This window comes from Ruegeria marisflavi (assembly GCF_025673445.1).
Taxonomy (GTDB): domain Bacteria; phylum Pseudomonadota; class Alphaproteobacteria; order Rhodobacterales; family Rhodobacteraceae; genus Ruegeria_B; species Ruegeria_B marisflavi.
In genome coordinates this window covers 140048-166694 of sequence record NZ_JAOVQN010000009.1, presented here as the reverse complement: position 1 = coordinate 166694, position 26647 = coordinate 140048, and the positions used below count along the sequence as shown (strand labels likewise).

Annotated in this window: 19 protein-coding genes, 2 pseudogenes and 1 riboswitch; of the genes and pseudogenes, 6 read left to right on the top strand and 15 right to left on the bottom strand. The window is 62.7% G+C overall.

The features are described from left to right. Positions 1–180: 180 nt before the first annotated feature. Together OEZ49_RS10865 and hisD are read left to right on the top strand one after the other, a co-directional pair. Complete coding sequence (locus tag OEZ49_RS10865; protein ID WP_263388318.1) at positions 181–1326, top strand: adenylate/guanylate cyclase domain-containing protein; 1146 nt, start codon at positions 181–183, stop codon at positions 1324–1326. A 505-nt stretch (positions 1327–1831) separates the two neighbouring features. After that, positions 1832–3133 carry a histidinol dehydrogenase gene (hisD, locus tag OEZ49_RS10860; RefSeq protein ID WP_263388317.1) on the top strand — a complete coding sequence of 434 codons (1302 nt, stop codon included), beginning with the start codon at positions 1832–1834 and terminating at the stop codon, positions 3131–3133. Here the strand turns inward: hisD and OEZ49_RS10855 are convergent. Genes OEZ49_RS10855 through OEZ49_RS10845 form a run of 3 tightly spaced genes read right to left on the bottom strand, consistent with a single transcriptional unit; the run spans position 3130 to position 11164 of the window. Further along, positions 3130–6378, bottom strand: coding sequence for a hypothetical protein (locus OEZ49_RS10855; RefSeq protein ID WP_263388316.1), 3249 nt, complete (start codon positions 6376–6378; stop codon positions 3130–3132). The genes hisD and OEZ49_RS10855 overlap by 4 nt on opposite strands. Beyond that, on the bottom strand, positions 6378–8402 hold the full coding sequence (locus OEZ49_RS10850; protein ID WP_263388315.1) for a trypsin-like serine peptidase: 2025 nt from the start codon (positions 8400–8402) through the stop codon (positions 6378–6380). The genes OEZ49_RS10855 and OEZ49_RS10850 overlap by 1 nt, the downstream gene beginning before the upstream one ends. After that, positions 8399–11164 carry a S8 family serine peptidase gene (locus OEZ49_RS10845; protein ID WP_263388314.1) on the bottom strand — a complete coding sequence of 922 codons (2766 nt, stop codon included), beginning with the start codon at positions 11162–11164 and terminating at the stop codon, positions 8399–8401. The genes OEZ49_RS10850 and OEZ49_RS10845 overlap by 4 nt, the downstream gene beginning before the upstream one ends. Positions 11165–11442: 278 nt before the next feature. Between OEZ49_RS10845 and OEZ49_RS10840 the strand changes: the two genes are divergently transcribed. After that, on the top strand, positions 11443–12144 hold the full coding sequence (locus OEZ49_RS10840) for a Crp/Fnr family transcriptional regulator (RefSeq protein ID WP_263388313.1): 702 nt from the start codon (positions 11443–11445) through the stop codon (positions 12142–12144). Here the strand turns inward: OEZ49_RS10840 and OEZ49_RS10835 are convergent. From OEZ49_RS10835 to OEZ49_RS10785, 11 genes and pseudogenes are all read right to left on the bottom strand, one after another. Beyond that, positions 12139–12402: a hypothetical protein gene (locus OEZ49_RS10835; RefSeq protein WP_263388312.1), complete on the bottom strand. Its 264-nt coding sequence runs from the start codon at positions 12400–12402 to the stop codon at positions 12139–12141. The genes OEZ49_RS10840 and OEZ49_RS10835 overlap by 6 nt on opposite strands. A gap of 503 nt (positions 12403–12905) precedes the next feature. Then, positions 12906–13424, bottom strand: a pseudogene (locus tag OEZ49_RS23175) (transposase); the annotation flags it as partial. 253 nt (positions 13425–13677) lie between these two features. Then, positions 13678–14979: an NAD(P)/FAD-dependent oxidoreductase gene (locus OEZ49_RS10825; protein ID WP_263388310.1), complete on the bottom strand. Its 1302-nt coding sequence runs from the start codon at positions 14977–14979 to the stop codon at positions 13678–13680. A gap of 227 nt (positions 14980–15206) precedes the next feature. Continuing rightward, the gene (locus tag OEZ49_RS10820; RefSeq protein ID WP_263388309.1) at positions 15207–16889 is read right to left on the bottom strand and encodes a Na/Pi cotransporter family protein; all 1683 of its coding nucleotides are present in this window, start codon (positions 16887–16889) and stop codon (positions 15207–15209) included. Between the two features lie 3 nt (positions 16890–16892). Continuing rightward, positions 16893–17666 (bottom strand): inositol monophosphatase family protein, encoded by a 774-nt coding sequence (locus OEZ49_RS10815; RefSeq protein ID WP_263388308.1) that lies wholly within the window; start codon positions 17664–17666, stop codon positions 16893–16895. 269 nt (positions 17667–17935) lie between these two features. Then, complete coding sequence (locus OEZ49_RS10810) at positions 17936–18238, bottom strand: cytochrome C oxidase subunit IV family protein (RefSeq protein ID WP_263388307.1); 303 nt, start codon at positions 18236–18238, stop codon at positions 17936–17938. Between the two features lie 5 nt (positions 18239–18243). Then, complete coding sequence (locus OEZ49_RS10805) at positions 18244–18792, bottom strand: cytochrome c oxidase subunit 3 (RefSeq protein WP_263388306.1); 549 nt, start codon at positions 18790–18792, stop codon at positions 18244–18246. Next, positions 18789–20705, bottom strand: a complete 1917-nt coding sequence (locus tag OEZ49_RS10800) for a nitric oxide reductase activation protein NorD (protein WP_263388305.1) — start codon at positions 20703–20705, stop codon at positions 18789–18791. Before OEZ49_RS10800 ends, OEZ49_RS10805 begins: the two co-directional genes overlap by 4 nt. A gap of 9 nt (positions 20706–20714) precedes the next feature. Next, entirely contained in the window at positions 20715–21524 is an 810-nt protein-coding gene (locus tag OEZ49_RS10795) for a CbbQ/NirQ/NorQ/GpvN family protein (protein ID WP_370462846.1), read from the bottom strand. A gap of 5 nt (positions 21525–21529) precedes the next feature. Continuing rightward, positions 21530–22897: a cbb3-type cytochrome c oxidase subunit I gene (locus tag OEZ49_RS10790; protein WP_164132042.1), complete on the bottom strand. Its 1368-nt coding sequence runs from the start codon at positions 22895–22897 to the stop codon at positions 21530–21532. A gap of 15 nt (positions 22898–22912) precedes the next feature. Further along, on the bottom strand, positions 22913–23365 hold the full coding sequence (locus OEZ49_RS10785; RefSeq protein WP_164132043.1) for a c-type cytochrome: 453 nt from the start codon (positions 23363–23365) through the stop codon (positions 22913–22915). 183 nt (positions 23366–23548) lie between these two features. After that, a riboswitch (yybP-ykoY riboswitch) is annotated at positions 23549–23675 on the top strand. A gap of 49 nt (positions 23676–23724) precedes the next feature. On the opposite strand from OEZ49_RS10785, the gene OEZ49_RS10780 reads away from it, so the two are divergent. The 3 genes and pseudogenes from OEZ49_RS10780 (at position 23725) to OEZ49_RS10770 (ending at position 25313) form a co-directional block, all read left to right on the top strand. Then, positions 23725–23889, top strand: coding sequence for an MntP/YtaF family protein (locus OEZ49_RS10780; protein WP_263388304.1), 165 nt, complete (start codon positions 23725–23727; stop codon positions 23887–23889). A 15-nt stretch (positions 23890–23904) separates the two neighbouring features. Next, a pseudogene (locus tag OEZ49_RS10775) lies at positions 23905–24282 on the top strand (manganese efflux pump); the annotation flags it as partial. 62 nt (positions 24283–24344) lie between these two features. Further along, on the top strand, positions 24345–25313 hold the full coding sequence (locus OEZ49_RS10770) for a zinc transporter ZntB (protein ID WP_263388303.1): 969 nt from the start codon (positions 24345–24347) through the stop codon (positions 25311–25313). An 8-nt stretch (positions 25314–25321) separates the two neighbouring features. Here the strand turns inward: OEZ49_RS10770 and OEZ49_RS10765 are convergent, their stop codons facing one another. Beyond that, positions 25322–26494, bottom strand: a complete 1173-nt coding sequence (locus OEZ49_RS10765) for an NnrS family protein (protein WP_263388302.1) — start codon at positions 26492–26494, stop codon at positions 25322–25324. Between the last annotated feature and the right edge of the window lie 153 nt (positions 26495–26647).

The window sequence follows — 26647 nt, the reverse complement described above, 5'->3', positions numbered from 1 at the left end:
CCCGTCGTCTCGAATGGCTTCTCAGCGCAGCTTTGCGGACATCTGACTGAACCGCTCAGATGTCTCAGAAGAGCCCAGAGCAGAAGCAAAAGGGAGGTGCTGCAGTTCGATTCTCTTAAGTCGCAAAAGAACTTTGTGCTAAGATTGCTCCCTTAAAGATGAAAACGGAATGGATGCGAAATGCCCAACGATCTGAAGATCAAAGCGCTTTTGACCTGGCTGGCCAGCGGAGCACCGCCGCAGACGAATTATGACGAAACGATCGCGGAATTTTCTCGCAGGTTGAAAAGTGCTGGTGTCGAAGCCGACGTGTTGGCTCTCTACCAGACACCAAAAAACCCTTTAGTGGGCGGCAGGAGGTTCCTTTGGTATCCAGAGAAAGGCCTCAAGGTAAAAGAGTTTTCGCATGAACATATGCAGTCGACATTTTTTCTGGGAGGTGTTGTCAACTTGGCTCAGGAGTTGGCAAAACCCATAAGATATCGGGTTGGAATGTCTGCTGAATTCGACGCTCATCCTGGCTCGAAGCCTTTAATTGAAGGGGGATATACCGAATATGCTCTTCTGCCTTTGATCGCCATAAATGAAGTCAACTCGGTATTGGCCGTGGGCGTGAAGCGCCAGGGCGGCTTGCCTGACGAACAATTCGAGATTTGTCGCCGGGTTGCTGCACCGCTCGCGCGCGTCGTCGAGTCGCGTGTCTTATTGGAAGGGTTCTCAAGCCTGTTGGCAACTTTTCTTGGCCGAGACGCAGGTAGTCGGGTGGCCTCGGGAATGGTCCGGCGTGGCGATGCTGACATGATCAGAGCCGTCATATTATTTACTGACATTGTCGGGTTCACAGAGAAATCCAACAGCCTTAAGACATCGGAAATCGTTAGTATGTTGAACCGATATTTTGAGGCGTTGGAACAACCGATCTTAAAGAACGGTGGCGAAGTCCTGAAACTCATGGGCGATGGCATGCTCGCTATCTTTCCCACACCAGATGATCTCACATCCGAGGAAGGGGCGGCGCTGTCGGCGCTTTCGGCCGTTGAAGACGCCCGGGTTGTACTTGCTGAAGACCAAGTCTCCTTCCGCGCCGCATTTCATGTGGGCGAGGTGCACTACGGAAATATCGGTGGGCTCACTCGACTGGATTTCACAGCTATAGGCCCAGCAGTGAACATAGCATCACGCCTTTCCGACGCGGCTTCCAAAGAAGGAATGAGCGCTGCTTGCTCTGAAGCGTTTGCGCGACTGGTTCCCGACCGGGCCAGCCGTATAGGTGCTTTAGTGTTCAAAGGATTCAAAGATCTGCAGCAAGTTTTCTCGATAGGGTAAGCAAGACTGTTTGTCCGTTTCGTCCGCATCTCGGTCATGGCCGCGTTTTTCGCCAGTGTCGGCTCTCGGTTGAAGCTGCCGTTGGCGCAGAGATCGATTTATAGGTCCAGAGCCTAAGGTCTGTCGAGCAAGTCTACCCCTACTATAGTCTTAGGGTGTCGAAAGTCCGTTGACCGTGGAACACCTAGTCAACGCCCGCATCGCCCTACAGACCGAAGCGGAGGGCGAGTGATGGGAACTTGGGGCTTGGGAAGAAACACCGTCTATGGCTAGGCTCAGACAGCAATAGGTGCAACAAACGCGGCTGTGGGAACAGAACGGAACCAAAACGTGAATGTGTGGTAGATTTCCCAAATCTGTGTGGAAGAAAATCGGAAGTGGTAAAATGAAACAAAAAATGAGCAGGGTGCAGCGATTGCGCAAATCGCTGCACCCCTGACGGAAAGGGTTGAGAAGCACCGCCGCCATCGGTATCCCGCTGGCTCAACTGCCCGAGGAACCGCCCATGCCGCAAATTCTTGACACCGCCGACCCGGATTTCGAAGTGGCCTTTGCCGCGCTTTTGTCGGCAAAGCGCGAAGACAGCCCGGATGTGGACAATGTGGTGGCCGCGATCATCGCCGATGTGCGGTCGCGCGGCGATGCAGCGGTGATCGAGCTGACCGAGAGGTTCGACCGGATTGCCCTGACGCCCGAGACCCTGCGTTTTTCCCCAGCCGAGATTGCCGAAGCCATAGCGCGGGTCGCGCCGGAAGACCGCGCGGCGCTGGAGCTGGCGGCGGCGCGCATCCACGCCTATCACGCGCGCCAGTTTCCCCGGGACGAGGAATGGACCGATGAGGCGGGTGCGACCCTTGGCTGGCGCTGGTCCGCGGTCTCGGCGGCCGGGCTTTATGTGCCGGGCGGGCTGGCCTCTTACCCGTCCTCGGTTCTGATGAACGCCATCCCGGCCAAGGTCGCGGGCGTCGGGCGTCTGGCCATCGCGGTGCCCACGCCCGACGGGCAAGTCAATCCGCTGGTCCTGTTGGCGGCGCACCTGTCGGGGGTGGACGAGATCTATCGCGTGGGCGGCGCGCAGGCGATTGCGGCCTTTGCCTATGGCACCCGGTCCATCGCGCCGGTCGACAAGATCACCGGGCCCGGCAATGCCTTTGTCGCCGCCGCAAAACGGCGGGTGTTCGGCAAGGTCGGGATCGACATGATCGCGGGCCCGTCCGAGATCCTGGTGATCGCCGACAAGGACAACGATCCCGACTGGATCGCGCTGGACCTTTTGAGCCAGGCCGAACACGATGAAAGCGCCCAGTCGATCCTGATCACCGACGACGCGGGTTTTGGCCGTGCGGTTGTGGCCGCCGTCGAGAAGCGGCTGGAAACGTTGGAGCGGCGCGCCATCGCCGGGGTCAGCTGGCGCGATTTCGGCGCGGTGATCACGGTGCGCGATCTGGACGAGGCGGCGGCGCTGTCGAACCGGATCGCACCGGAGCATCTGGAGCTCTGCGTTGCCGATCCCGAGGCTCTGTCGCTGAAGACCGTACATGCCGGGGCGATTTTCCTGGGTCAGTATACGCCCGAGGCCATCGGCGATTATGTCGGCGGACCGAACCACGTACTGCCCACCGCCCGGTCGGCACGGTTCTCGTCCGGTCTCAACGTGATGGATTTCCTCAAGCGCACCACCCTGTCCAAGATGACGCCCGAGGCGCTGCGCGCCATCGGTCCGGCGGCGGCGCGGCTGGCGCGGTCCGAGAGCCTGGAGGCACATGGCCTGTCGGTTCTGGCGCGGCTGGATCGCCTGAACGGCTAGGCCTGCAATTCCCGCGCGAAAGGAAAGAACCAGTCCGACAGGCGGTCGTACATCTCGTGCACAGTCGCGGCGCGCGGGTCGAATTCGGCGAGGAAGGCGCAGAGCGTTCCAAGTTCGCCGCATTGATCCGCCGCTTCAACCAGGTTCGAGGATTGCCGCCCGGTGTAGCCATGCACCGCCTTGGGGCGCAATTCGCGCGGCCAGTGGCGGGCGCGCTCGGAGAGCGCCTGGGCAAGGCGGACGGTAATTTCACCCTCTTGATCGTCAAGGATATGGCGCAAGGGTGCGTAGAGATCGGGATTGAGTCCCCGGAACATGCGAAAGGCGGTATCCGAGTGGGGGAGCCGTTCGCCTTGCAGCAGTTTGGCGATGTCCTCGTCTTCACCGAACTGCCGGTAGAGGGCGGCAATCTCCGGCAGCCCCACAGCGCCTTGCGCCCAGAACTTTTCGATCCGGCTGGCCAGGTCGGGCACGGATTCGAAGAGCGCGGCAAACTCCTCTTCCACGCCGATCCGGCCCGCCGCCAGGGCCAGGGCGCGCGGTGATCGGGGGGCGGCAGCCGGTCCGCTGCCGTGTGACGGGGCTGGCGCCACGTCGCGGCCCAGCCAGCCGTCGAGATCGCTTTCGGACAAGCGGTAGGAATCGACATAGGATCTGAAGCCCGCAGTGCGCAGCGCGCTGAAATCAGCCCCGTAGCCTGACCCGCTGGTGAAGGACCAGATGGTATCAACCAGCGACATGTACCCGTGCTTGGACCCCCCGTGGCTCTGAACGGCGATCCCCACGGCTGTTTCAGCACTTGTCCCCGCAACCAACAGGCATTGCCACAGCGATTGCCGCCAAAACCCGCGTGTCAGCGCCTCGGCGTTATCGGCCTCAGCTTCGTCCAGCGTCTGGCCGCCCAGGGCCTCGATGTATTGCGCTCCCAGTTCTGCCACCTCTTCGAACCGGGCGGCAGCAAAGGCGCGCTGGATATCGCGCGACAGGCGCGAGGTCGAGCGCCAGTCGGCGCCTTCGGCGCGGTAGCGGTCTTCATGCGCCTCGACCTTGGGCTTGCGCGCGGCGCGTTTCCTGCGGGCCATGCTGACGGTGCTGAATTCTTCTTCCGCCGAACTCAGCCCATGCTGGACGGCGGCGGTGAATTCTTGTGACTCGGCTTTTTCCCTTAGATCTTCGGGCACCTGCGCGGCCTCTTCGCAGGTCAGGACGCGGTCGAGATGGATCTTGACACGTGCCCGCCAGGCGGGCGGTAGCGTCTCCAGATCCTCGCCCAGGGACAGGTCCAGCGCGCGGGCGGTGGCCGCGTCGAAGGCGGGAGGGTCTTCGGGCGCGACAAAGGCCGAGTAGTGCAGCGCCTGCACCTCGCGCAATTCTTCGTCCAGCGCCGCCCAACGCGCCATGGGTTCCGCCCCGGCCTGGCGCGGAGGCCCGTTCAGGAAGTAATCACGCGCGGCGGTGCAGACCGTCAGCGCATCACGGCGCAACGCGGTTTTGCGGTCGCGATCTTGGGGAGTGTCACCCGTGCGTGGCCCGGCAAAGAGACCGGCCACCATCATGCGCCGGACATCGGCCCGGTGGCGCAGGGTAAAGGGCGGCTCGTCCTCATCGACCAGCCAGTATTCATCTCTCAGCTTTTGGCCCAGCCTTGCGGCCTCTTCCTCGCTGGGCAGCGATCCGTCGGGTAAACCCAGGCAGGGCCCTGCCAGCACAAAGCGGATCAGATCATCGTTGATCTGCCTGAGGACAAGGCCCGGATGGGCCAGCTTTTGCATCTCGGGGTCGTTGATGCGTTCCAGGATCCGTTCGTACAGGAACCGGTGGGCAAACTCCGAGCGGAACCCCTCGTCCTGCTTGAGGCTGTCGACAAGACCGACGATATCGCCCTGATGGCCGCGCGCATATTGTACGAAGATCCGCAGGGCCAGCGGGTGGCCATCGAGTAACTCGCTGACCTGAAGGCGCAGGATCGGGTTGGTCAGTACCGCCGGTTTTTCGTCGGTGGCGAGCGAATTGTCCTCTTGCTCCAAGAGCTGTGCGCCGGCTTCGAGAGAGAGGCCGCGCAACTCGATGCGCCGGGACGCGGGGCCGAACCGATGGTCCAGCTCGTCACCCGACAGGGGTGCGGCACGGCCGGACAGGACGGTGCGCAGGCCGGTCAGATGGTTGCGCAGCCAAAGCTCGACATTCAGGATCTGGGTCACCACCTGGCCGCCCTGACGGTCGACCGCCTCGAAACTATCCAGCGCCAGGGCGATGGGGTACTCGCGCAGCTTGGCCGCCCAATCCCCCTGGAACCACTCGGGGAACATGGTTTCCAGTGCCGCGGCCTGGCTGACGTGATCGCGCAGGTCGCCGAATGTATCGGTGGTCAGCAGGCGGCTGCGCAGATCGCGCAATGTGCGGGACATCGCCTCGGCCTCGGCGGCGGGTTCGATGGCGCGGCGCACGCCGGTGGCCAGCTGATTGAGGATTTCGCGCGCGATCTGGATCGGCGAGCCGGATTTCAGTTGCGGACGGTCGAAATCGAGAATGACCGTGATCGGCGCGTCGTGTCGCGTTTGCCAATCCTGCAACAGGCGGGCCAACAGCGCCGATTTGCCGATGCCGCCTGTCCCTGTCAGCAGCACCGGCCGGGTATCCACGGTCTTGCCGCGCAGAAAGTTCGACAGGCGCCTGCGGACATTGCGATAGCCGAAGTGGCGGGTGGGCTGGCCGCTGGCCAGATCCCGGCGTTTCTGAATGTCCTGGATCTGTCGTTTCACCTCGGTTTCGAGCCGGTCCATGACGGACTTGTCCAGCACCGGCACAACCCGCACGAACTGGACCGCGTCGAGCAGGGCGGCATTCTGGCGCAGGTGTTCCAGCAGGCTTTCGTCATCGTCGGTGGCGCGCGGGCGAGTAATCGCGACATCGTGGCCGGACAGCAGGCGATGCAGCGCCTGACCAAAGAGATCGTCATGCCAGGGCGTCGGTGCGTGTTCGAGAACCTGGCCGAGCTGGGTCTGTGTCAGAAACTGCCGCAGGGTCGAGCGGCGCTGGTCGGGGCTGAGGATCCAGCCATAGCGGCGCGGCGCCCCCGGGGCCGAGCTGGTCACTTCGGCAATGTCCCGCGAGATCTGTCCTAGAAATGCGCGTCGCGTTTCCGACCACCGTTTCAGACCGATGGCCCGGCAGAGATCGTCGGGCTCAAAACAGCCGCTGACAGCTGCCACCTCTCTTGCCAGATCAACAAGCGCTCTTTGCATCAGGTGTCCTCCGGCGCTTCGGTGCCAAGGCTGCCAAAAAGGCTGTCGGCGGCACCGGCAACGTAGTCCGTCACGAATTGCGACAAACGCTCCAGCGGCGCCTCGGTGCCCGCATATGCCCCGGCGATGTCGGCCAGGAATTTCAACCCGTCCTCGTCCAGCGCGGTGTCGCGCGCGCCGCGCTCGTTCAGCCATTCGCGAAAGATGACCGAGGGGTTTTCCAGCGACTTCGCATTGATCGCGGAATGCGCCACCAGCGCCGGGTCGAGCCCGTTGATCTGGACATCCTCACGCAGCCCGACCAGCACCAGCCTGAGGTTCTGCTGTTGCCCGATCTGGTCATAGAGCGTTCCCAGAAACTCGCGCCCCGAAGCATCGGACAAATCGTGCTTGTCCAGATCGTCGAGAACGATCCACACGGTCTTGTCACTCAGCCGCGCGCTGACCTGCTGCATGAACTTGGACACCAGCCGCCGGACATAGGCCGGTGTGGTGGTATCGAGCGCCTTTGGCAGGATCTCTGCCGGGTTGGGCGCGAAGGTTGCCAGCGTATCGCAGGCCAGCCGATAGGCATCGACCTGGATGTCACCGGCCCGGAACAGGATGTAGTGGTTTTCCGGCGCGGCGAAGAAATGTTGCAGGATGGAAAACGAGAAACTTTTGCCCGGGCGGGTGATCGGCGTGTCAAAAGGGTTCACGTGGATCCTCAGCACCCGCTTGCTGCCATCCCACAGGTCGCGCAGCACCCGGAAGTATTCCTGCCGGCCAAAGACCGGCTGACCGCGGCCGATGCAACCGGCAATCAGATTGAGATCGGTCGTGCTGGTCAGCTGTGTCAGGGCGTTCTTTTTCTTCAGGTCCTCAGAGACCGCTTTCAGCGTGACCGCGACGTTCATCGTGGGGTTCTGGTGGAAAGGTTCCGAAGGATCGGCGCCTGCCTCGGCACCCAGATAGTGCAGTCCGATCGGGGTGCCGCCCTGGTTCAGCACCAGACCGCCCGACGACCCCTTGGCGGTTGTCGCCAAGTGAAAGATGCGGCTTTTCATCGGGAAGGTGTGAACCGCCCTACCCCCGGTCAGGGTTTGCCCCTCGGACCCGGGGTGATGCATGATCCAGACGCCATCTGGTTCGGCCTCTTCCACCTTGTCCAGCGCGAACCATCCCCGTTGCAGGCCCGGCGCCCCGTCCAGACGGATGATCGCATAGTCCAGCGTATCCTCGACCTGGCCCAGCCAGGCAAGGCGCTTGTCAAGATCGTCCCACCAATAGTCATCCTCCTTTATCCATTTCGCTTTACCGCTATGCGCCACCTTCCAACCGGTTTTCGCGGCGGAATAGCGGGGCTGATCGGCATCGCGCAAACCGGTGGTCGCCGAGAAGTCGAACCGGACCGAGATCAGCTCTGGCTGATCGAACACCTCCCAGACGTCCTTGACCACGTGGAAGTTCGTCAGGACCGTCGACGGGCCGACCAGAAACCCGGTGCCGTTGACCTTCTTGCCCTGGGCGTTGACCGTGTCGATCCGGCAGAGGCGGCGGCGACCGAGGATGATCGCGGGCTGAAGATGCCCGGGATCGGTCCAAAACCCGTTTTCCGGCACAAAGGCTTGCAGTTCGTCGCTGGTCTCGCCGCGCTGCAACTCGGTGTTTTCATGATCGCGGCCCAGGGCGGCGGCCATGGCTCGCGCCAGCCTGCGGCGGTGCTGTTCGCGGGTCTCTGTCGTCGCGGCCTCGAAGAGGCCCGCAGCAACCGCACCGGCGAAACAGTCGGCAACCGGTTGCGGCCCGCCAAGCGCCGCCAAAGCCAGGCACAAAGCCGCGCCGTCATCGGCCGGGTCAAGACCGCTGCCCTGCCCGGTCACGACCATGGCATGGGCAAAGTTCTGCGGCGCGCCGGGCAGGCGCCGCGCCCTGAGCCAGTTGTCGTACCATGCCCGCAACTGGGGCCTGGCAAATCGCAAACCTGAAACGACACCGTGGATGGAAGCGATCAGGCGCTCCTCGGTCCACTCTTCGTTCATCATTCGTCGGTCCCGCCTATCAAATCGGTCAAAAACGCACCGTCCCCCATATTGAGCACGGTCTGGATATCATGCGCCAGATTGGTTTCGAGCGATTGCCCGCCAAAATGCAGGCCGCAGAGCTGACCGGGGCTGTGCAGCGACACGATGGCAGACCCCGAATTGCCGGGCAGCGTGGTTGCATCATGGCTGAAGGCCCAGCCGCGCGGGTCGGTGGCCAGCGCGCCCGGACGCGCCTCGATCATGCCGGGGCTGATGTATTTGACCCCGTATTTGTCGCCATAGAGCTCGCCCAGCCGCGCCCAGAAGGCAAGATAGTTGTCCTTGTCCTGTCGCGGATCGGGCCCACGGACGCTGCGCGGTTCGGCCGGGTATCCGGCGACCAGAATCTTGGTCAGGTCGGTATCGGTGGTCGAGATCAGGCCCCGGTCAATCGGGTCTGGCGGCGGGGCGCGGCCATTGTCGGGGTCGATGCGCAAAAGAGCCATGTCGAGGCGGGACATGTTGACCGTGCGCCCGATGCGCGCGGCGCCTGCGGTCGCCACTTCGGTCAGGGTGAACCGGGTGTCGTCGTCCTGCGCCTCGGGGTCGAAGATGATCGAGACCGGGAACCGCAGATGGAACGGGCGCAAGCCGTCGGTGGAGGGGATCGGTTCGGCAAAGGCGTCGATGACGTGGCGGTTGGTCATCACCAGACCGTCGGACAGAAGGAAGCCGGTGCCGACATGCACCCATGTCCCTTGGGCGTTCTGCGCATCTATCCGGCCCACCGCGCGTACCAGCGGCTGCCAGCGGCTGACCGCGGTCAGCAGGTCGGCTTTCCAGGTGCCCAGCATCGGGTCGAACAGTTCGGACCCGTCCGCCTGAACCCGGATCGCGGGACGGCCGGTGAGTTGCACCAGCGCCTCCAGCGCAAATCCGACCTCGCCCGCCGACATATGAACCTCGCGGTCAGGGTCGAGATGCGACTGGACGGCCTGCCTGATCCGGTCGGCCGCCTCGGCCTGCATCGTGGTGTCGACCAGATCCGGCGCGGCTTCGGCCTTGAGTTGGAAAAGCTCGCTCACGGTTTCCATCACCGCATCCAGACCCTCGCCACGCAACCGTTCGACCGAGGCCTCATAGCTGATGTCAGAGGCGCTTTCAGTTGTACCGGAGCGGCCGACGGCGAGCCGCCGCATGGCCCGGTCCAGTGGTGCGGGCGGGGCGACGGGGGCCAGCACAAGGCCCGGCGCGCCAATAGGCGCGCGATCGCCGAGCAGGGCCGCCAGCGCGGGCGACGGTTGCTCGCGCATCGCGTTTTCCAGGGTAATCGACGCCTCGGGCTCTGCCCGCAGCCGCCAGTCGAAGGCGACAAAATCGGCCTCGGCCTGAAGCCCCCCGGTGTTCAGATCGGGGCCAAAGAGGCTGAGCGCGGGGCCAGCGGCCTCGGGCACCGGGCCAGTCACGATATCCTGCGGATCAAGCGCCAGAAGCGCCTCGGCATCGACGACGCCCGCGCCCATCAGGTCGGTGTCCCAACCCAGGGGGCACCGCGCGGTCTGGCGCAGCGCCGCTCGAAACAGCTCTTGCAGCGGCAGGCCCCTGCGATGCGCCTCTTGCCGCAACGGGTCCCAGCCGAACCGTTCGAGCCATAGCGCCGCAACGCCCGCCGTCAGGGCGACGGCAAAGGAGGTGCCTTGTCCGCCGATGTTCACATCGGCCAGGTCGGTCTCGCCCGGGCGGCGGCGGGCGACATGCAGGTTTTCGGCCGGGGCCGAGATGTCGACCTCGGGCCCCCGGCACGAGCCGCGCCAGCGGTTGCCCGCGTGGTCGACGCCTGCAACGGCAATCACGTTGCGGTCGAAGGCGGGGTAGGTGACGAAGCGCACGCAGTTCCCGGCGGCGGCCAGCACGATCAGGTCGGCAGAGACGGCGCGCGCCACGGCACGCCGCATCACGCTTGGACCAAAAGCGCTGCCAAGACTCATCGTCACCACGCGACAACCTTGATTACGCGCCCGGTCGAGCGCCCGCGCGACTGGCACCCAGGCGCCGACGACCACCGCGTTGTTGGTGCGGAACGGGATCAGTGTCGCCCCCGGCGCGCTGCCGGTCACATGATGGCTCCGCCGGCTGGTCACCAGCGAGGCGGTCCCGGTGCCGTGACCGGGCGAGCCCATCTGGGGCGACAGCGGATCGGTCGGGTCGGGGGTGCCGTCGACGAAGTTGTATCCTCGCGCCTTGTCCACGCCCTGATCCAGCTCGCGATGGGCGGCCACGCCGGTATCCGGCTGGCCAATCCTTTGCCCCGCGCCGGAGACACCGAACCGGGTCATCGCCCGGTCGGCCTTGATCAGTTTCAGCGCCCAATCCGGGTCGGGAAGCGGCGCGGTATGGGCGCGGCATAGATCCCAGATCACGTCACCGACGTTCTCGATGGGGGGCGCGACGCTTTCGACATCCGTGAAGGGCGGCGAGATGTCAGGCGTAACCGACACCAGGCCAAGCGCATCGCGGAGTTCACCCGCCTGGGCAAACAGATAGCCCGGCGACTGCTCGATCGGCAACCCGGGGAATTGCAGCACAAGCAGGTCATCATCCGCGTCGGTCGCGAGGAAGAGATCGAAACTATTGCCGCCAAGCAACGCAGCAATCTCGGCGCGCGCAGCCTCGGGCGATACCGGCCCCGGATACTCCAGAGTGAACGACAGGATGTCTGTTGGCAGATTGTCACGGCCAGTGGATACCGCGACCCGGCTGGCGGCCTTGAGCAGGTCCAACATCACGAGTTCCTCCAATCTCAGATCAATAAATGCACTTTGAAATATGGTTTGAGCGTATCATCAAATACTCGAAAAATGAAGAATTGCCTTCGCCCATGGCGGGCATATCAGCCGAGTTGGAAAACCATACCTTGCAGAAATCTGTCCACTGTTGCGGGTTTAGCGCCTTGCTTTTCCACCCATGGGGACTTGGCAACCATTGAAGTTGATTATATTCCTCAATGACTTGATCGCTTGTCGCTGTCTTTCGGCACTTCAACGGAATGGGATATCGGACCGTGCGACCATCAAACAGAAAGCCCGCAATTCCGATAGAGCCGGTTCTTTCCAAAGTATCCCTGCTGGCCGGGCTCGACCCGCAGGACCTGCGGCGGTTTGCCGACGACCTCGATCCGATGACCGTGAATACTGGTCAGACCGTGGTCGAGCAGGGCGAAACCTCGACCGATATGTATGTCGTGTTTTCCGGCCGCCTTGTCGGCTTGCTGCTGTCCCCCAATGGCAAGGAAGTGGCATTTACCGAGATTACCGCTGGCCGTTATTTCGGCGAGCTGGCCGCGTTGGACAATCGCCCCAGGTCGCTGACGATTTCGGCGGCCGAACCGACGGTGCTGGGCCGTATGTCGGCAGACAGGCTGCTGGCCTGGATGGCCGAAGTGCCCCGGCTGGCGCGCAACCTTGCCATCGACCTGGCCGAGCGGAACCGGACCTTGACCGAGCGGGTGTTCGGGCTGGTGGTGCATGATGTCGACAAACGGGTCCGCGCCTTTCTGCTGCAACAGGCGCAGTTGGAACATCAGCTTAAACCTGGCGGTGTGCTAGACCCCTGCCCGACCCATGATGTGATTGCCAACTATATCGGCGCCACGCGTGAGGCGGTCAGCAGGGTCATGGCGCGGCTGGCGGCCACCGGCGTGATCGAAACCGGCCGCCGCCGGTTGAAGATTAGCGATATCGACCGTCTTTTCGAAGGGTTATGAGCCGTCCCATCTGTCCTGAAAGCGCAGGCAGATCGGCAACATCCACCGCTTGCCCGCACGAATATCCCGTTCCAGGGCGCTCAGATCCGCAATCGGTGCAGACAGGCCGGCGGTCTCTTCCGCCATGGCGTGGATGGTGCGGAATTTGGGGTTGAGAAGCAGAAAACCCTGGTTGATCAGAACCGCCAGAGTCTGTTGGAAATGTTCCTGGTCTTGTTCGACATTGCTCTCGGATATCCGGCCGATCCCCATCAGCATGCGGGCGTAGACGATCCAGAAACCCAGATACTTTTCTTGGACCAGTCACGCCGGCCAAGCCCAGAAGTCATGGAATGTAAGCCAGTCGCCGGACACAGCCGCATCGGTTCGGCGTGCTGCACCGGGTCGTAAGAGTCGAGAAAGCGTTCAAGATGAACTCGGGCGTATTCGAACTCGCCCAGAAACATCAAGCTGGACCCCGGTATCCGGTCGAGGACCAGCACATGCAGGCCGGTAGTGTCGGCCTCGGCAATCTCGGCCAGGCCCGAGGCAAGTTCGTAACTTACGTCGATATCGCCTTGCACGCTGTAATCTATCCAGCGAAAGAACATGGCCCAGAACACCCGATAGCTGTCGCCGGTGCGCTCGATCAGGGCATTGATCCGCCCAGATATTCCTCTTCCGCGGCGCGATAACCTTTGGCACCGATCAGGGCGGGATACATGGCCAGCAGGGTGTCCGCCTCTAAATGGTCGATCCAGTCGCCTTCGGCCTGTTCCGGGTGCGACATCATCTGGGCGGTAAAGGATGCTGACATCGCGGTCAAACTTCGGTGCTTGGCGCTTTCGGGCACGACGCGGGCGACGGGCTTTGCGGTGTTCTGGCAGGTACCACCATAATTTCTTCGCCATGCCTTCCTTGGAATAGGTGTACCGGTAGATCGTTTCCTGACAGACACGCAGCTTCGCGCCTTCATAGATCATCCGGTTGCCGATTTGCTCGGGCGTCCAGCCTTGCTTGATCCGGTCAATCACGGTCTTGCACAGGTCGGGATGCTGGATCAGCTTTCTCTGAACGGATCGGCGATTGTTCGTCTGCAGTTGGGGCGCGAGCCCAAAATAGCCTGCATACTTCTTCGGAAACGCATCATCCGCCCAGAAGTTACGTTTGATCTCTCGATGAATGGTCGATTTCGAGCGCTTCAAAACGCGCGCCATCTCTCGGACGGGGACCTTCGCGTGCCACCAGTCTTCGATTCTGCGGCGTTCTTTCAAACTCAGTTGCGTGTAAACGGCTCCCATGGCACGATCTCCCTATTAGATAACCCTTTGGTTTCTAATAGGAGTCGCACTTCAAGGCCGCGCGCTCCGGATTGTTCTTTATCTACCCATAATACCAATCTTTTGCGCAGACATTGCGCCCGACTATCATGCCAAAGCAAATTTTCTTCCTATCACTGGAAACAGTGACTCCTACCATGAGTTTAGCAAAGTGATTGGCAATTTCCTTTATTGCGCGTCGGGCAAAATCTCTCGGTCTTGCCCTTGGGGCAGATCAGATCTTGTCGCGCAGGCTGAACCACAGCATCGCCAGAACCAGCAGGGGTGTCCGCAAGGCGGGGCCGCCGGGGAACGAAGGCGTCGGCACACCGGCCATGACGTCAAACCGTTCGGCCTGTCCAGCTATGGTTTCGGCGGCGATCTGGCCCGACAGGGTCGCCATCGCCACGCCATGGCCAGAGAATCCCGACAGGCTGAGGATATTGCCCGCTAGCCGTTCGAAATGCGGCATCCGGTTCATCGTGATGCCCAGCGTTCCGCCCCAGGCATGGTCGATCCGGATATCGGCCAGTTGCGGAAAGATCTCCAGCATCGGCTTACGCACCTTGGAGGCGATATCCCTGGGGAAGCGATAGCTGTAGCTTTCGGTACCGCCGAACAGCAGGCGGTGGTCATCAGAGAACCGGAAATAGTTGACCACGAACTTGCTGTCGGCCACCGCGACATTGCCCCGGATCAGGCTTTCCTGTCGCTCCGGCGTCATCGGTTCGGTTGCGACAACATAGTTGTTGATCGGCATGACGCGGGAGGCAACCCGGTCGTCGAGACGCCCGAGATAGCCGTTGCACCCCATGACAACGAAACGCGCCGTGATCTCGGCCTTGGCGGTCTTGACCTTGGCCGGGTCGGTTTCGGTGAGCGACAGAACCTTGGACCCCTCATAGATCCGCACACCGGCGGCCACCGCCATCCGCGCCAGGCCTAGCGCGAATTCCAGCGGGTCGATGTGGCCGGCATCCTCGTAGATGCAGCCGCCGAAATAGGCGTCCGAGGCCACCAGATCACGCATCTCTTCCCGATCCAGCGCGCGGATGTTGGTGTAGCCGTAGGTTTCCCGCAAATGGCGGACGTGGTCGTGGCTGTGGCGCACGAAGCGTTCCCGGTGATCAGCATGGATGATGCCGGGATGGTAATCGGCATGCACCAGATCCGAGGTCGACAGGTCGCGTACCAGATCGACCGACTGCCGCGCGATCTGCCACAGGGCGCGGGCGTGATCCGGGCCGACCATCTTTTCCAACTCTTCCTGCTCGACCCGCTGCCCCTGCCCCACCTGACCGCCATTGCGACCCGATGCGCCAAAACCCACCCGCTGCGCCTCGAGCAGGATCACATCATAGCCCCGCTGCGCCAGATGCAAGGCCGCCGACAACCCGGTGAACCCGCCGCCGATCACGCAGACATCGCAGTCAAGCGTTCCTTGCGCCTCGGCGAAGGGCTCCAGATGCTTGGCATGGGCGGCATAATACGAGGGCGGGTAGTGCCCCGAACGATCGTTTACGGTCAGCAGATCCATCGGCAGAGTCCTGTTCTTTTGCGGACAGACATAGCAGCCTGGAACAGGTCCTGCCAGATATGATCAAATTATTTTGTGGCGAGTGTCGCCACGTATTGGCGACGATCACGGCCACACCCCCCTTGGCAATGGTCGCACAACGGCCATGATGTCGAAGATCATGGGGGCCTGTTGGCCACACGCCACAGGGCCCGGAAAAAATGATCAAAACGGCCGGTGTGATCCTGTCAGACTTCTTCCTGTCCTCGCGGCAGGGTTTCGATCAGCCGGGTTTCGAGCAACTGCCCATTGTGATACAGGATCGGATAGGCGACCGCCGAGATATGGCTGTTGAATTCCCGCAATGCGCGCAGCGTTTCGAGGTGAATGTCACTGGTCTCGAAGCTTTGCTTCTCGCCGTTCTGCAAGCGTTTGAAATGGCGCTTGCGGCTGTCCCGTTCGGCACGTTTCAACTCGGTCTTTTCCAGGCTGAGCAGGCGCGCGCTCTCCAGATCGTCGGAAATCAGCACGTTCGAGGCGAGCTTCAGGTTGGCCATGATCGTCTCGTGCATGTTCTGAAGCTCGGACCACCCCTCGCGGGAAAAGCTCTTGCCGGTCTTGCGCAGCTCGCCCGCCAGCACGGTCAGGCGCCGGGCGACCACGTCGCCGGCAGTTTCCAGGCGCACCGCATATTCCAGCATGTCGCGGGCGATCTTGGCCGTGTCCTCGCCCATAGTCTCGACCGGCAAGGCCGCCACGAACCGGCGGATGCCGGACAGGCATTCGTTGACCTCTTCATCCAGCGCCTGCACGGCCTTGATCCGGGCCTTGTCGCCATCGCGGTAGAGGCCAAGCGTCGGCCGGAACATGGCATCGACCAGGTCGGTCATCACCAACAGTTCGCGTTTCAGACTGGAAAGCGCCTGGGCGGGGCTGCCAATATGGGTGGGGTCCAGATTGCTGTGCCGCTTCAACAGCGACTCGGCGCTCATAGGGTCGACCGGATCGGGCAACAGCCGCGTCAGCGGCGCTTCCAGCGCCGAACAGAAGGGCAAGGCCAGGATCAGCAGCGAGGCGTTGAACGCCAGATGCGCGTTGACCAGCATCTGGCCGCCATACCCAGAGGCATCCAGTCCGCTCGCAATGATCATGTTCACGGCAAACAGGCACAGAACGGCCCAGGTGCCGCGCAGCGCCAGATTGCCAAAGGGGATGCGCCGCCCCGTCATCGGCATACCCCGTGTCAGCCAAACGGGGATGAAGGCACTGCCAAAGTTGGCCCCAAGTACCAGCGACAGACCCGCGACAAAGGGGATCGCCCCGATCTGGACCAGGGTGACGCACATCAGGATGGCAGCGACCGAGGAATGCATCACAAAGGCCAGTACAGCCCCGACGATAAAGGCGGTGACGTAGTCCCGGGCCAAGTATTCGGCGACGGCGGGCAGGAACGCGCTGTCCCGGATCGGGTCCATGGCCTCGCGCAGAAAGCGCAGGGAAATCAGGATGAAGGCAACGCCCATCAGGATCCGGCCCAGTTGGCGCGCCTTGCGCGCCTCGGTCTTGACGAATAGCCAGCCGCCAACCGCCAGCAGCAGGGGGACCAGCCAATCCAGCCGGTAGGACAGGACCTGAATGATCAGCGCGGAACCCAGATCTCCGCCCAGCACAATGGCCAGACCCTGACCAAAGCCCAGCAAACCGGCACCCGCGAAGCCCGAGGTCAGCAAGGCGACGGCGGCCGAGCTTTGCAGGATCATTGCCATGCAGAGGCCGACGACACTGGACCGCAACGCCCCTTGCCGGCCGGTCATGACCCTTTGGAACGAGGCGCCGTAAGCGCGTTCGATCCCTGTCCTCACCATCCGCACCGCGAACAGCAACAGCATGGTGGCACCGGCCAACTGGATGAGAAATGCGAAAATCGCCATGGTCTAGCCGTTCAAAAGGTCAAGCAGGTCGCGATGCAACTCGGGCGACGCGGCAGACACGACGCGCCCGTCCGAGGCCAAAGTCAACGGGTTTCCCTGCCAGTCGGTGATCTGTCCACCCGCCGCCCGCACGACCGCAGACAACGCCATATAGTCATAGGGTTGCAGGTCGTAATCGACCACGGCATCGACATGACCCATCGCCACCAGGGCATGCGGATAACAGTCATAACCCAGCCGCCGGGTCTGGCCACAGCCCATCAATCGGGCGAAGACAGCCGGATGATCGCGATAGATCTTCTCGCCCTCGTTCACGAACAGGCGCGCGTCATCAAGCCGTGTCTGCCCGGACACCCGGATCGCAGATCCGTTCAGTGTCGCGCCTATGCCCGGAATGCCGATCAGGGTTTCCCGCAAGGCAGGCGCCCCGATGATGCCCAGAATGGGATCCCCGTTGTCGAGCAGCGCCAGCAGGAACCCGAAAAGCGGATGCCCGGTCAGAAAGGAACGGGTGCCGTCGATCGGGTCGACGACCCAGAGATAACGGGAGTCGCCGTGTTTTGTCCCATGCTCCTCGCCCAAGATGCCGTGATCGCTGAAATGCTCCGCCAGGTAGTCTCGCACCATCTGCTCGACGGCCTTGTCGGCCTGGGTGACCGGGCTTTCATCGGCTTTGAGTTCGACCTGCAACTGGCCGCGAAAATACCCGCGCGCGATTTCGGCGGCCTTCTCGGCTATCACCTTGGCATGCGCGGCAAAATCATGACCCGTCACCATCTGCCCTGCTCCCGTTCAGGCGTGCCTGATATGGCCGGGCGGACCGGCAGGACAAAGCGGCATCCGCCTGAGTTCAGCCTATTGCAAAACCTGTTGTATCTCATAAGGATCATGTTCCCACTGCTGCCGGCAACAAATCTGGCTCATGCTCTCTTTCACGTCCGGTTTTGTTGCTTTATTTGGGATTTTGCACGATTTCTGCCCGTTTGTACAGAGATCGCGGCACTCAACGCTCTAATCCGGTCAAAACCGGTCAGTCTGTGGCGTGCTTACAAGGCCGCCGGATAGATCAGGAACAAGCCAAGCACCAGACCAAAGAAACAGGCGATGATGATGCTCAGACCGGGCAGCCACGACCGGGCGGTTGACAGTTCAAGGTATCGGGCCAGGATCACGCGCGCCTTGATCAGCGCCAACACCAGGACGGCGGTTGCCACGATCTCTTGCGGCACCGGCAAGACAGTTGCCCCTGTCGATGCCAGGCTCAGCGCCAGCAAGGCCAGCCAGGCCGTGGTCAGGTTGAGCCCACGACCGTGGCGCAGCGTCTTGGCGGTGGGGTCCGGGGTTTCCACGATCTTTATCCCAACAGGTAGACAACAGGAAACAGCAGGACCCAGATCAGGTCGACCATGTGCCAGAACTGTGCGCCCGCCTCTATGTTTCCGGTCTCGTCGCGCCAGGCGACCAGCAGCAGAACCAACACGCCCGCCACCACATGCGCGGCGTGAAACCCCGTAAGCAGGTAATAGAACATGAAAAACGGGTGGGTCTCGTAACTGATCCCCTGCGCCGCCTTGCCGGCATATTCGGCGCCTTTCACGATCAGGAACACACATCCCAGCGCCGCCGCCGCCACCAGCGAGAGCCGGGCCTGCCCCCGGCGATCCTTGCGCCGGTACTCCAACCCCTTGGCCGCCAGAAAGCCGGAAGTGACAAGCACTGCGGTATTCATCGCCGCGCCGGTCCGGTAAAGCGCCGATTGCGCTTCGGCAAAGCCGCTTGGATCGGTCAGGCGGACAGCCATGAAGGCCAAGAGGCCCGCGCCGAACACCAAGAGTTCACTGAAGATCAGCACCCACATCAGCAACTCGCCTGGGAGCTCGTCAATCCCTGATGTTTGCTTCATGCCCCGACCAATTGCCGATAGATCTGCGGCAGCGCCATTGTCAGGCGATGCGGATCGGGGATGACGGCAAAACCGCCCTGTCCGAACATGCGGGGAAACCAGCTTTTGCCCGTCTTGTCGATGGTGACACCGAACACCGATTGCCCGGCCCGCCGGGCTTCGTGAACGGCCTGCCTGGTATCCTCGATCCCGTGGCGGCCTTCGTAGTGATCGAGATCATTGGGCTTGCCATCGGTGATGACCAGCAGCAGGCGGCGCTTGCGCGCCTGGCTGGCCAGATCGGCCGAGGCATGGCGCACCGCCGCACCCAGCCGCGTGTAATGGCCGGGCCGCAGCGAAGCGATGCGCCGTTCGACCTGGGGCCCCATCACCTCGTCAAACCGCTTGCAGCGCTGCACATAAACGCGGTGCCGTTTCAGCGAGCTGAAGGCATGGATGGCAAAGTCGTCGCCACAGGCGTTCAGCCCCCAAGCCAGCGCGGCCAGGGCCTCGCGCTCGATGTCGATCACGGCGCGGCCGGTGACCACGCTTTCGGTCGAACGGCTGACGTCGAGCAGGATGGAGACCGCCAGATCCCGTGCCTGTGGCCGGGATTGCAGCCAGACCCGCTCGTTTCCTTCGCCATTGGCGCGGCGGTCTGTTTCGGCCCGAACGGCAGCCTCGATATCCAGCTGGTCGCCATCCAGATGGCCGCGGGTCATCACCCGTCCGGGGCGCAGCGCCTCGAACTGGCGCCGGACCGCGCGAATGCGGCGGGCGGTGGCCGGATCCTTGGCAAACTCCACCGCATCGTCGCGAATATCGGCGTCCGAGGTCAGGACGTTGACATGATCGGGCAGGTACTGGCCCGTCCGGACATCCCATTCGGGATACAGGATGCGCCCCGACAGACGTTCGCGGTCGACATCCTCGGGCGCGAGATCGAGATGCAGTTTCAGCCGGGTCGGCGGCGCCTTGGACACCTGGCCCAACCCGATCTCGTCCTGATCGTCGGCCGCCTTTTTTGCGTTGTCGGGATCGTCGTCATCGACCCGGCGATTGAGGTTCAGGAACTCGGCCCAGCTCAGGATCGCCTCGAACTTGTGCAGGATGAAACTGTCGTTGCGTGCAGCCTGATCGGATTTGCGGCGACGGGCGCGGTGGGTCTTTTCGTTCGACTCCTCGGGCGGTCCTTCGGTATCGCGGCTTTCCACCTCGTGGTGTTCCGAGAACGCAACCGCGCGCAGTTCAGGCCAGAGCGGCACCGGGCGGAATGGCTGATAGCTGCGCGGCGCGGTGACCTCGCCCGCCTGTATCCGCACGGCCCGGGCCGAAAGTTGCGAAGGATCGCCCAGCATATGGCGGATCAGCTCCTCGACCGCCGCCTCGTCGGGCGGCAGGGCGGGGGTTTCACGATGATGCAACAGGCCCCTGCACAGCTCGGCATAAAGCGGACGCAGCCCCGGCGCATTGTCCAGCGTGGCGTCGACCATGGCCTGCGCGGCCACCAAAGCGTTCAGATCGGCGCGCAGGGGGTCGGATTCGTCGATCCGCGTATCCGCATGCGCGGCGGCTGCGGTCAGCCAGACATAAAGCGCCCCGTTCGCCTCGCGCACGGGATAGACCGCCAGCCGGTCCGGCAGGCGCAGAACCTCGCCATCGAAAGAGGCACGCGGCAGGATCTCGGCCTCGGTGGCCAGCTTGCGGCGCCAGCTCAGGCGATGGCGGGACAGTTCAGGGGAAACGGGGCGCAGTTCGACACTCGGCTTGCCGCCCAGGCCCCGGAAAAGAACGGCCAACCGCCCCGCGACCTCTGACAGGTCGACCGCGGCTCCTTCGTGCACCGATGGTGCATCGAGGCGGCTGGCAAGGGTGTGCCACAGTTTCCCGATTGTCTCCTCGGGTTCCCATGGCTCGAAGTCGATCTTGACCATTGCTCGGCCTCACCCAAAGACGGCAACGGTCAGATCGAGGAGCCCGCGTTTGATATCCTCGTCATCAGTCAGAGGTTCGACCATGGCGGCCAGGATGGCGCGTTCGGTCGGCATGCCCTGGGCGATCAGCGTCGCGGCATAGACAACGAGGCGGGTGGATACACCTTCCTCCAGATCCTGTCCCTTGAGCCCGCGCAGCTTGCCCGCGAGCCGGATCAGCGGCTTGCACCGGTCCAGCGGCAGGCCGCTTTCCTCGGAGACGACGCGCGCCTCCAGCTCGGGCGAGGGGAAGTCGAACTCCAGCGACAGGAACCGTTGCCGGGTCGAGGGTTTCAGGGTCTTGAGAATGTTCTGGTAGCCCGGGTTATAGGACGCCACCAGCATGAAGCCGGGCGCGGCTTCCAGTTCTTCGCCGGTCCGGTCGATCGGCAGGATGCGTCGGTCGTCGGTCAGCGGATGCAGCACAACGGTCACGTCCTTGCGCGCCTCGACCACCTCGTCGAGGTAACAGATCGCGCCCTCGCGCACCGCCCGGGTCAGCGGCCCGTCAACCCAGACCGTCTCGCCGCCCTTGAGCAGATAGCGCCCGATCAGGTCGGCGGCGGCCAGGTCGTCATGGCAGGCCACGGTGTAAAGCGGCCGACCCAGTTTTGCGGCCATATGGGCCACAAAGCGGGTCTTGCCACAGCCGGTCGGACCTTTCAGCAGGACCGGCAGATTGTTCGAATACGCGGCGGTGAAGACATCGCATTCATCGCCCTGCGGGAGGTAGAAGGGGGCGGCTGCCGCCCCCGTTCCGATGTTCATTGATCCATCCATTTCCATTACTCGGCTGGTGTTTCAGTTGCACCGCGCTCGATGATTTCCTTGCGCGGCACCCACATGGCGTAGATGAAGAGCAGCGCACCGATCACAACCACCACGCCAGATCCGAAGCGCATCCAGTAGAAGATCGCGACCTGGTCCTGCACGTCCATGAAGTATTCACCCAGGACGCGTTGCAGGTGGGTCTGGATCGTCCCGGCGAATGTCAGCACGAAGGTCATGAAGACCATGCCGCCGCTCATCAGCCAGAAGGAGGCCATGTTGAGCACCTGGTTATAGGGATCGCGGTTCAGCAGGATCGGCATCGCGTAGCTGAAGATGGCCAGGTTTAGCGACACATAGGCCCCAAAGAACGCCAGGTGCCCGTGGGCCGCGGTGATCTGGGTGCCGTGGGTGTAATAGTTCACCCCGTGCAGCGTGTGCAGGAAGCCCCAGACGCCGGCGCCAAAGAAGGCGAGCGTGGCACATCCCAGCGACCACAGCAGGGCGGCCTTGTTCGGATGGTCGCGGCGGCCCTTCCAGACCATGACAAAGGCAAATGCCATCATCGCGAAGAAGGGGATCACCTCGAGCGAGCTGAAGATCGACCCGATCCACTGCCAGTACCCGGGGGTACCGATCCAGTAATAGTGGTGGCCAGTGCCCAGGATACCCGAGAACAGCGCGGCGGCGACGATGACATAAAGCCATTTCTCGACCACCTCGCGGTCAACGCCGGTGAGCTTGAGCATCAGATAGGCCAGGATCGAGGCCATGATCAGTTCCCACACGCCTTCGACCCACAGGTGGACGACGTACCACCAGTACTGCTTGTCCAGCGCCAGGTTCGACGGGTTGTAGAAGCTGAACAGGAACAGCAGCGCCAGACCCCACAGACCCAAGAGCAGGATGTTGGTGATCGCGGTCTTCTTGCCCTTCAGCACGGTCATCGACACGTTGTAAAGGAAGATGAGCGCCGCCACCACGATACCTGCTTTGACCCATTTGGGTTGTTCCAGGAATTCGCGCCCTTCCTTGCCAAGCAGGAAGTTGCCCTCGAACAGGTTGAACACATAGGTCACAACCACGCCCAGCGTGCCGACCACCAGGATCAGCAGTTGCAGATAGGCCAGCTTGGTGGAGTGGATTTCGCGTTCCGCCTCTTCCGGGATCAGGAAATAGGCAGCGCCAAAGAACCCGGTGATCAGCCAGACGATCAAAGAGTTGGTGTGCAGCATCCGCACGATGTTGAACGGCAGCAGTTCACTCAGCGTGTTGGGCGCGACATAGATCCAGCCGGCGAGCAGACCGCCCAGCACCTGGATCGCAAACAGGCCCATCGCTACGGCAAAGTAGACGAGGGCGATTTTCTGGGATTCGTATTTCATGTCTCCGCTCCCTTCTCAGCCCGCCTCGTTGGGCGGCCAGCCCTGGGTGTCGATCGTGTTCGTCCAGAGCAGGAAATCGGCAAGCTGGCGGATTTCCTCGTCGCTGAGGTTGAACCTTGGCATCTGTCTCCGGCCCTCGATCCCGGTCGGTTGCGACTCCATCCAGCCCTTGAGCGTTTCAAAGGCAAGCTCGGGGTCGTCCTGAACACCCCAGCGTGTCATCACGTTCCCTACCTCGGGCGCAAAGTATGCGCCTTCGCCCAGGATCGAGTGACAGTTGATGCAGGCGTGTTTTTCCCAAACATGTTTCCCGGCCGCGACGCTGGCGGTCAGGGTTTCCGCGTTTGTCGAAGTGGTCGTGATGTAACGATGGGAATGGGCTGACAGAGCCAGAAAGATGATAATGAAGAACAACGACCCGCCATAGAATATGTTACGGGCCATGCTTTTTGTCATGACTTCGCGCATTGCGCTCTCCTTTGCGCCGCGTTTCTGGTGGGGTGATCATCGACTGCGACGGGTCGCACCGCCTTAACCAAAGTCAAGACAGGGCCAATGGAGTTTGGGCGGAGGCGTTTCAGGTGTTGTTGCAAATGCCTCGCAGAAGCATATGCATTTGTAATCATTGACATTTCTGGCGCAGGTTCTTATCTGAGCCGCATCGGGGAGTAGCAGCCGCAGCGATGCGGGATTGCGTCAACACACTCGCGCGGACGCGCGTGGCGCAGTCAGCCCAGGCCACCGGCCGACGCCTTGCAAGACCGTGGTGACAGGACTCGGTGGGCAGAGTCCGGCCGTCACCCGGCAAGGCCCCGGAGATATCGACCATGACAGGTTTCGCCATCGGCCTTCTGGCCGTCACCCTATCGCTCGATGCCTTTCTCGCCTCGCTTGGACGGGGTGCGAGAGGTCAGTCGGCTGGTATCGGTCTGGCACTGCGCACCGGCGCTGTTTTTGGCGCGGTCGAGGCGGTAACGCCCCTGATCGGCTAGGGTCTTGGCGTTGCCGCCCTGTCCCATGTTGCAAGTTTCGATCACTGGATCGCGTTCGGCCTATTGATGGCCGTCGGGCTGCGGATGGTCCTGCATGGGTTGAAACCGCCTGCCCCGTCCCCTTCCGCTGGTCGCGGCACGGCGGTCCTGCTGGCCACGGCAATTGGCACCTCGGTCGATGCGCTGGCGGTTGGTGCCTCGCTGGCCCTGCTCGAGGTCAACATCGTTGCGGTCGCCCTGGCGGTGGGGATCAGCACCTTGATCCTGAGCACCGCGGGGGTTCTGACGGGAAAGTACCTGGGGCAGCGGTTCGGCGGCTGGGCCGAACTGCTGGGAGGATTGGTGCTGATCGGGCTGGGCTTTGCGATTCTCGCCGAACACCTGTCCGTCTGACTTTTCTCTGGACGTCGCCGCCACAGCGCCACACTCTTGAGGAAAACCGGACCGGGACAGCCATGGCCGACCAGACACTTGCACCGATCTGCGCCTTTGATTTCACGGGCGGTCAATCGCGGCCTGTCGCCGACGATTGGCCCGGGCCGACCCCGGGCGACAGCGCGACCTTTCGCTGGCTGCATCTGGATCTGGGCAAGCCCGAGACCCGCCGCTGGATCGAACAGAACGTTCCGCCCATTGCGGCCTCTGCCCTGTTGCAGGCCGAAACCCGCCCGCGCTGCGACCTGCTGGGCGAGGGATTGATTCTGAACCTGCGGGGCGTCAACCTGAACCCGGGCTCGAATATCGAGGACATGGTCTCGCTCCGGATGTGGATCCTGCCAAATGCGGTGATCTCGTCCCGGACCCGGCGCATCTGGGCAACCGACGAGATCCAGCGCCGCGCCTCCGAAGGCACCGGCCCCGCAACAGTTGGCGGTTTTCTGGCCGAGCTTCTGCACGGATTGTCCCACCGGATCGAACTGGTCTCGCTGGAGCTGGACGACCAGACCGACGGGCTTGAGGAACGCGCCCTGGAAGGCGCGTCCGCCCTGCATGACGACCTCGGCGCACTGCGTCTGAGCGTGATCAAGATGCGCAGGTTCCTGCACCCGCAGCGCGAGGCGCTGGATGCGCTGCTGCGCAACGAATCGCGCCTGCTGGATGCGTCGGAAATCACCGAGTTGCGCGAAGCGGTGAACCGGACGCGCCGCACCATCGAAGAGCTCGACGCGACACGCGACCGGTTGGTCGCGGTTCAGGATCAGATCGCCTCTGAGCAGGTGCGCATTCTGGGGCGCAACAGTTTCATCCTGTCGATTGTCGCGGCCGTATTCCTGCCGCTGGGGTTTCTGACCGGATTGTTCGGCGTCAATATCGCGGGCATGCCCGGAACCCAGTCGCCTTTGGCCTTCTGGTTCCTGGTTAGCGGCTCGCTGGCCATCGGGCTGGGCATCTTTCTGGTGTTCAGGGCGCTCAAATGGCTGTGACCCGGTGACTACCCGGGCCTGCCGACGCGTGGCTGGGTCAGGGCGGGCCACACGGACGTGAGGTACAGCGCAAAGGCCGCAACCCAGAGAACTCCGGTGGCCAGCATGGCCGGACCATAGAGTTCAGCCACCCCCGCCCCGAACCAGCGCATGAGTGCGGCCATCGCGATCAGGCCATAGCCCCAGGCCATTGGTCTGGACGCCATCAAGGGCCGCCCGGAATGGCCAAGGGCGGCACGGCTCATCACCGCCAGGGTCATGCCGCCCACCCCGCCAATACCCAGCAGATGAACGCCGACGAGCTCGGGCATCAGATCGAACCCCGACAGCCCCCAGGCCACCATCCCAAGGGCCAGCATCGCCAGCGCCACATGCAGCGACAGAAGGATGGGTTGGCTCAGGCACCACAGCCCCGCCCACCCGGCAAGCCGCAGCGCCAGCACGACACCGAATGCGATGGCCACAACACTCGTCCCCGTCTGGGACAGGTCGCTCAGGACGAGAGCGGGCAGAACAATCGCCAGGATCAGACCCGCGCGCTCCAGCACAGATCGCGATACCGGCCATTTCGCCTCCGGCTCGCCGGCACGTTTCATGGCATTGCGGGTAAAGGCAGGCGTGATCCGGCCGCCAAGGACAGCGATCAGCGCGCATAGTGTGATCAGCCCCGCGCGCAGCCCGGAGGAGGCGTCGCCGACCTCCAGACCGATCCAGTCGAGATGAACGGACAGATTCGCGCTCCACAGATAACCCAGAAAGATCAGGAACATCAGGTTCTGCGGCTTTGGCCGCTTGATCAGCTGCGACAGGATCTTGAGCGCCAGCACCGGCAAAAAGGCGAGGTCCACGACCGCGACCAGCACCGGTGGCAAGGCCATGGCGTACCAGACGGCAAGCCGCCCCAGAAACCACAACCCGGCGGCCAGCGCGATGAACCCGTGCCGGGCGCCCGGGGCGCCGGTCCAGTTCGGAACCGCCGTCAGGAAAAAGCCGCCGATGGCCGCAGTGGCATATCCGAATATCATTTCATGTGCGTGCCACAGGCTGGGGGCATCCCCCAATCCCGGATCGTCCCCCGCGATGTAGAACGTCCAGACCAGGCCGGTGAACAGGCCATAAAGCCCGGCGGCCAGGAAAAACACCCGGAAACCTTCGGAAAACAATCGGGAAAACGCGGGCATACCTATCTCCTGTACCGCTTGAACCTGTGCGGCGATCTGTTCGCTGGTCTTGAGACCCAGAATTGTCGCCGGGACCGCGCGGCGCCTTAACGAAAGTCAAGGATTGCCGAAGCCGTCGGTGTCAGTCTCGAACCTGCCTCACCAGCCTTCGAC

Bases quoted from the DNA above. Each gene is read 5' to 3' on its own strand.
- OEZ49_RS10800 (WP_263388305.1), bottom strand. From the start codon at position 20,705: ATGGTCAAGATCGACTTCGAGCCATGGGAACCCGAGGAGACAATCGGG.
- OEZ49_RS10785 (WP_164132043.1), bottom strand. From the start codon at position 23,365: ATGCGCGAAGTCATGACAAAAAGCATGGCCCGTAACATATTCTATGGC.
- OEZ49_RS10820 (WP_263388309.1), bottom strand. From the start codon at position 16,889: ATGGCGATTTTCGCATTTCTCATCCAGTTGGCCGGTGCCACCATGCTG.
- OEZ49_RS10865 (WP_263388318.1), top strand. From the start codon at position 181: ATGCCCAACGATCTGAAGATCAAAGCGCTTTTGACCTGGCTGGCCAGC.
- hisD (WP_263388317.1), top strand. From the start codon at position 1,832: ATGCCGCAAATTCTTGACACCGCCGACCCGGATTTCGAAGTGGCCTTT.
- OEZ49_RS10765 (WP_263388302.1), bottom strand. From the start codon at position 26,494: ATGCCCGCGTTTTCCCGATTGTTTTCCGAAGGTTTCCGGGTGTTTTTC.
- OEZ49_RS10855 (WP_263388316.1), bottom strand. From the start codon at position 6,378: ATGCAAAGAGCGCTTGTTGATCTGGCAAGAGAGGTGGCAGCTGTCAGC.
- OEZ49_RS10805 (WP_263388306.1), bottom strand. From the start codon at position 18,792: ATGAAGCAAACATCAGGGATTGACGAGCTCCCAGGCGAGTTGCTGATG.
- OEZ49_RS10835 (WP_263388312.1), bottom strand. From the start codon at position 12,402: ATGCTGATGGGGATCGGCCGGATATCCGAGAGCAATGTCGAACAAGAC.
- OEZ49_RS10795 (WP_370462846.1), bottom strand. From the start codon at position 21,524: ATGGATGGATCAATGAACATCGGAACGGGGGCGGCAGCCGCCCCCTTC.
- OEZ49_RS10790 (WP_164132042.1), bottom strand. From the start codon at position 22,897: ATGAAATACGAATCCCAGAAAATCGCCCTCGTCTACTTTGCCGTAGCG.
- OEZ49_RS10845 (WP_263388314.1), bottom strand. From the start codon at position 11,164: ATGTTGGACCTGCTCAAGGCCGCCAGCCGGGTCGCGGTATCCACTGGC.
- OEZ49_RS10780 (WP_263388304.1), top strand. From the start codon at position 23,725: ATGACAGGTTTCGCCATCGGCCTTCTGGCCGTCACCCTATCGCTCGAT.
- OEZ49_RS10815 (WP_263388308.1), bottom strand. From the start codon at position 17,666: ATGGTGACGGGTCATGATTTTGCCGCGCATGCCAAGGTGATAGCCGAG.
- OEZ49_RS10770 (WP_263388303.1), top strand. From the start codon at position 24,345: ATGGCCGACCAGACACTTGCACCGATCTGCGCCTTTGATTTCACGGGC.
- OEZ49_RS10850 (WP_263388315.1), bottom strand. From the start codon at position 8,402: ATGATGAACGAAGAGTGGACCGAGGAGCGCCTGATCGCTTCCATCCAC.
- OEZ49_RS10825 (WP_263388310.1), bottom strand. From the start codon at position 14,979: ATGGATCTGCTGACCGTAAACGATCGTTCGGGGCACTACCCGCCCTCG.